Source organism: uncultured Gimesia sp. (genome assembly GCF_937910335.1).
Lineage (GTDB): Bacteria > Planctomycetota > Planctomycetia > Planctomycetales > Planctomycetaceae > Gimesia.
This window is the reverse complement of sequence record NZ_CALEMX010000090.1, coordinates 1-5,431: the sequence shown is the minus strand read 5'-3', so window position 1 is coordinate 5,431 and position 5,431 is coordinate 1. Positions and strand designations below refer to the sequence as shown.

Sequence of the window (5,431 nt, the reverse complement as noted above, 5' to 3'; positions counted from 1 at the left end):
AAAAAAGGCGAAGAAAACAAAAACAAAAAAAAAGCTGGTAGAACCAGTTGAAAAAAACAAACCCGAGACTGAAAAAGTCCAAGGCCGACATAATGAAATGCGTGACACGATCGAGTCGATCATCATTGCATTAGTATTTGCGTTTGTTTTCCGTGCCTATTCTGCAGAAGCGTTTGTGATTCCCACAGGGTCAATGGCGCCCACACTGTATGGTCGTCATAAAGAAATCAATTGCCCCGAGTGTGGTGTAAAATACGCAGTAGGCGCCAGTGATGAAGTTGGAAAATCCGGGTATTACAGCCCCGAATTGAATGTGACAGGATCATACTGTCCCAACTGCCGTTACTATTCTGATCTTCGAAAGGCAACACCATTCACGGGAGATCGGATTATTGTCAATAAGTTTCCCTTTGAGTTTGGTGACCCTGACCGTTGGGATATCATCGTTTTCAAATACCCCGAAGAATCACAGACAAATTATATTAAGCGTCTGGTCGGTTTGCCCGGCGAAGAAATTCAAATTTCCCGCGGTGACGTCTATGCCAGAAAAAATGAAAAAGAACCATTTCAGATCCTGCGCAAGAATAATTTGCAGAAACAACTGGCAGTGCAGCAATTGGTCTACGATGATGATTATCCACCTAGAGATATCCTGAATGCAGGTTGGCCTGAACGCTGGTCCGTCATGACTCAGGTTGCTCCCGATGAAACGAAGTTTCAGGCAGCAAAGGAATCGGCCTGGGAAATCGACACTGTGTCGCGTACTTATCAATTTCGGGACAGTATTGCGGACGCTTCTTCCGGAGACCTTCAATGGTTGCGTTATCAGAATATGATACCGCGTCAAAAAGAGTGGAAGTTACTGAAGGAGAATCCGGAGTTATTTAAACAGCAGATACAGAGTTCTCCGCCAAGCGCTCGTTTAATCAACGATTACACTGCCTATAATGACTATTCGGGTGGCAGCTCAAGGGGAAGCTTTAAGTATGATGCCGCTTTCTGGGTAGGCGATTTAACAGTCAGTTTCGATGTTGAGATTCAGACAGACGCGGGTGAATTCCTGGTGGAACTCATGCGAGGCGATCGTCACTATCGGGTACGCTTTGATATTAAAACAGGTCAGGCAAAACTTTATTTTGTGGAAGATTTTCCAAATCCGGAACCCGTGGAAAAAGAATTGACAACCGTGGAAACGGAACTCAAAGGCAAGGGCTCCCATTCGGTAATGTTTGCGAATGTTGACCAGAGGCTTTGTCTCTGGATTGATGGTTCCGAGGTAGATCTGGAAAACAAAACGGAATATCAACCACCCGTATCACCGGCACCCCGCGATGGTGATTTAGCTCCTGTGGGAATTGCTGGTCGAGGAACGGATTTTGTGGTTTCGCATTTGTTACTCCAACGTGATATTTACTACCGTGCAGCAGAACCTTATCAGCCGAAAGAGTATTCTGGCGAGAAGAAGTTTCTCTGGGATTTACTTTGGGATCCGGCAGCCTGGAGCCGCCAGTTTGAGGATTATCGTCAACAGGTTCGATTTGATCAGTTATCAGACGATGAGTTCTTTGTACTGGGGGATAATTCCGCCCGTAGTGCGGATAGCCGCTTGTGGGATAATAATCGAAATGCTGAACGGGCTCATGCGGTACCTCGCTCGGCTCTGGTAGGTAAAGCGTTTATGATCTACTGGCCACATGGAATCCCGTTTATGAATGACGGGCGCGGTTATTCTCCTGATGCCGGGCCCTTTAAGAGATTTTTCTACCATCAAACTTCTCCCGGGAACTACCCCAAAGATCCTTATGCCAAGCTGTCTGTACCCTTTTATCCGAATGTATCCCGGATGAAACGAATTCGATAGCAGTTTCATGACATTGAAATGGGTTAGAAATCGCTCTTAAGCAGATTCATGGATTTTGGTAGAATGCTTCAAGAGAGTCTCTAGGTAAGCGAATTCGTCAAGGAGGACGTCTGTCATGGCATTGCTGGAATGTGTTGGTCTGGTCAAAGATTACCCGGGAAAACGCGCCGTTGATGGAGTCGATTTTTATGTCGAACGCGGCGAAATTGTAGGGCTTCTTGGACCAAATGGCGCCGGCAAGACAACCACTTTCCGTATGGCCTGCGGGATGGTTGCACCGACAAAAGGTCGAGTTTATCTTGAAGAGACCGATGTCACGTCCTGGCCGATGTATAAACGTGCCCGACAGGGAATGGGATATCTTCCTCAAGATGAAAGTGTATTTGTCAAACTTTCCATCGAACAGAATATCTATGCGATTCTCGAATTTCTGGATTTAAACCGCAAACAACGCCATGATACCGTTGACCGTCTGCTGGATCAGTTCGGTTTGACTTCCAAGCGGAAGCAGATTGCCTCAACACTTTCCGGTGGAGAGCGAAGGCGTCTGGAGATTGCCCGATGTCTGGCCAGTGCTCCCGAACTGATTTTGCTGGATGAACCGTTCACTGGAATTGACCCCGTCACGATTCACGATATTCAGGATATTATTGCCGACCTGCGCGACAGTGGTATTTCGATTTTATTGACTGACCACCGGGAACGTGAAACGCTAACCATTACAGATCGCAGTTATATTATCAGCGCCGGTCAGGTACTCGTTAGCGGAGACGCAGAGACAGTGCTGAGTGATGAATCTGCACAGGCACTCTACTTTGGGAAGCGGTTCGACAAAGGTTCGATCATCGAAGGGCGAGAAGCCTTTGGTTCACGCGCATTTGACCGTGACGCGGCTTAGCTTGAAGTCTGGCTGAATCTGCTGTGAGAGTCGTTGGATGATTTCACAGGTTCGTATTGAGGCAGGTTCGTATTGAGGATGTCTCGCGGGAGACGCTCTCAGTCTAACTCAGATAATGACCGGGCTGCCATTTCAGGGCGGCTCTTCCGATACACATCGAATCTTCCAGGCGGTTCATGCAGATGCCTGCTGCCGGCAGAAGAATGATATCTCCCTGATCCACGGGAGCATAACCATTCGCAAAAACTACTTCTTCGAGACGGGCCAGAATCGTGGGAATTGTCGAAGAGATGGAATTGCCATAGAAGGGCAGATTATTGAGATAGTCGGCAGTGATCGGAATCTGGCGTGCCGCCGCGATCATTGCTTTTAATAATTTACCACTCGGCTGGTGTGGAGCGATCAGGATTCGTTCACCTTCTCCGACAACTTGTTTGTATGACTTCAAACAGGCTTCGAGCATCAAATCCACACCATTCAGGAAAACGGATTCACCATCCATATGCATGACAAGTTTATGTTCCGGATGCCCTCGGAAATCATACATATCGCCTTGTTCGGTCCAGAATAACGGGACGTCTTCTTTACGACGATCTGCTGGAATATATTCGGTCGCGGTTTCCACATGCAGTAAGGAGTGGCCTGGTCCTCTCCAGAGAGTGGTTCCAGTGGCACCCGCAGAGACGATTCCACAGAATGCTTTGTCAGACGAATCATGCCAATGTTCAGGAGTTTCTACTGTGAGCAGTGGAATATGCACGCCCTCCGGAAGATCTTCCAGTAATTGCGAGGCGCGGTTCAACAGTTCGATGAAACCTACACAGCCATAATTTAAAGGAATAAATCGATCGGCGGGAATATTCAACTCGGCTGAGAGCTGGTTACATAATTGGAGCGCTGATTGATGATTCGTATGGGAATGACAGAGGAGTATCGCCGGGCATTCTGCCCATTCAAATCCAACCGTCAATTGCAGTTTCTCTGCAATAGCAACGGCAATATCAATGGGCGAAAGCTGAGGTTGCAGCAGACGGCGCGTTTCGATCCCGGTGGAGCGACTAATCGCTTTCACACTGGAAAAGCCATCGGTGATTCCCTGATGAGAAAGCGCATAGACGCGCTCATTATCTAGTAGTTCAAAAAGTTCATTATGATCTGCAAGATCTACTATTTCTGTCAGTGCAAATCCATTATCCTGCATAAAGTTATCCCAACCTAATAATTGCAGAAAGGGAATCCATAGCCCTAATCGTCTGAGTATGGGCAACAAACGCGTAAAGTGCAATTGATTAGGAATAAATGAGGATAATTTTTTAGCAAGTCTAATCAAAATGTTCGATCAGGAAGATTAGCGTACTGATGAGTCGGCATCTGATGGGGGAATATGTGTGGCAATATGTTCAGATATTCCAGGAGAGGATCGCTAATAACGTCATTAAGACACCCATAATGATCAGGGCATAGAAGAAAAAGCGGATCGAACGTTGAATAATCACCTGGGGGATTTCATAGCGCGTCGCATTATATACCAGACTGATCACCGCCAAGAGTGGAATCAGATAGACTATGGCATTGACCTGGTTCGCTAAGAGAAGTGGAATCGACATGCTTTTGGTGCCTTTGCTTTATGAAACGCGCTGCTGCAAATTGTCTGCGAATCTGCTTTCACGTCTTCGTTGGTTTGGGCTCATTTTCCGGGCTGGCGATTTCTTCTTCGTCACCTCTTCCATAGGCGGGTCCTTCGAAGGCATCCCAGATGACAAGTAGATTTAACAGGCCGGCAATCCAGGTAAATACGACGGCAAATTCATAACGTTTCCCCAGTTTTTTGTTAACGTCATCCAGTGCGCGATTCGTTAAAGGCATTTCAAACCAGTTAAGAAAAGGTCTGGGAATCGATCCTTCGATGTGGCCGGTATCAGTTCGGCGGCCATCCACTTCTCGCACGACAGCACATTCGAGCAATCGTCGTGGATCTCCCTCTAACTGTGCCCCCATGCCGATTGGATCGGAGAGATTGAGAGCGTCGATAGGTTTATTATCCAGGGTGCCTTCAAAAGTGCCGCTGATTTCGGGGCCAAACTCTCCAGGGATGGTTTTTAGCTTGATATAGCCATCCAACTCACCACTGATGTTTTTGCCATCATCACCACGATCCAGAAGTGTTCCGTGGAAAGGCGCCTCCAGAGGCATTTCCTGAGGATAGGGGTGGGAATCAAAGTATCTGGCATTGGCTCCATTGTGTGCGCGATTATCTGGATTCATTGATTTGTTATATCGTGAAGTCTGAATCAAAGCCGGTAGGGCGGGTAGGCCGACTCCCACCTGTGCAAAATATCCGAGATTTCTTTTACCTGGTTCCGACTGGTAATAGACGGTTTTCCAGTCTCCTAATGCCATACCGCAAAAAAAAGTACTCATGATACAGAAGCAGTAGATGGCGGCTTTAAAGGTTCTACCCTGATAAAAATGACCGGCGCCGGGAATGAGAAATGCTAAAATCGCAGCGATCACTGGATTCTTCAATTCAATTTGATTGTGACTGTCAGCCATTTCGAGATCCTCAGGCACTTCCTCTGTAAAAAGACGCGTACAGGAATTTCGTTTCCCAACGGTGGATATTAGCGGTAAAGTAAAAAAATCAGAAGAGTACTCCGAGAATGTGAGAGTTC

At 47.0% G+C, this 5,431-nt stretch carries 5 protein-coding genes; 2 read left to right on the top strand and 3 right to left on the bottom strand.

The window, feature by feature from the left end; translation table 11 throughout:
- A partial coding sequence (gene lepB, locus Q0668_RS03665; RefSeq protein ID WP_298860041.1) for a signal peptidase I occupies positions 1–1,861 on the top strand: 1,861 nt, incomplete at its 5' end.
- Positions 1,862–1,976: 115 nt separating this feature from the next.
- Complete coding sequence (gene lptB, locus Q0668_RS03660) at positions 1,977–2,759, top strand: LPS export ABC transporter ATP-binding protein (protein WP_298860040.1); 783 nt, start codon at positions 1,977–1,979, stop codon at positions 2,757–2,759.
- 103 nt (positions 2,760–2,862) lie between these two features.
- Here the strand turns inward: lptB and Q0668_RS03655 are convergent, their stop codons facing one another.
- The 3 genes from Q0668_RS03655 to Q0668_RS03645 form a co-directional block, all read right to left on the bottom strand.
- Positions 2,863–3,960 carry a hypothetical protein gene (locus Q0668_RS03655; RefSeq protein WP_298860038.1) on the bottom strand — a complete coding sequence of 366 codons (1,098 nt, stop codon included), beginning with the start codon at positions 3,958–3,960 and terminating at the stop codon, positions 2,863–2,865.
- A 199-nt stretch (positions 3,961–4,159) separates the two neighbouring features.
- The gene (locus tag Q0668_RS03650) at positions 4,160–4,366 is read right to left on the bottom strand and encodes a hypothetical protein (RefSeq protein ID WP_298860037.1); all 207 of its coding nucleotides are present in this window, start codon (positions 4,364–4,366) and stop codon (positions 4,160–4,162) included.
- A gap of 58 nt (positions 4,367–4,424) precedes the next feature.
- The coding region (locus Q0668_RS03645) for a DUF6677 family protein (RefSeq protein ID WP_298860035.1) at positions 4,425–5,431 on the bottom strand (1,007 nt) is incomplete at its 5' end.

What these genes read in the sequence shown, in the direction of transcription:
- lptB (WP_298860040.1), top strand. Translation starts at nt 1,977, where the DNA reads ATGGCATTGCTGGAATGTGTTGGTCTGGTCAAAGATTACCCGGGAAAA.
- Q0668_RS03655 (WP_298860038.1), bottom strand. Translation starts at nt 3,960, where the DNA reads ATGCAGGATAATGGATTTGCACTGACAGAAATAGTAGATCTTGCAGAT.
- Q0668_RS03650 (WP_298860037.1), bottom strand. Translation starts at nt 4,366, where the DNA reads ATGTCGATTCCACTTCTCTTAGCGAACCAGGTCAATGCCATAGTCTAT.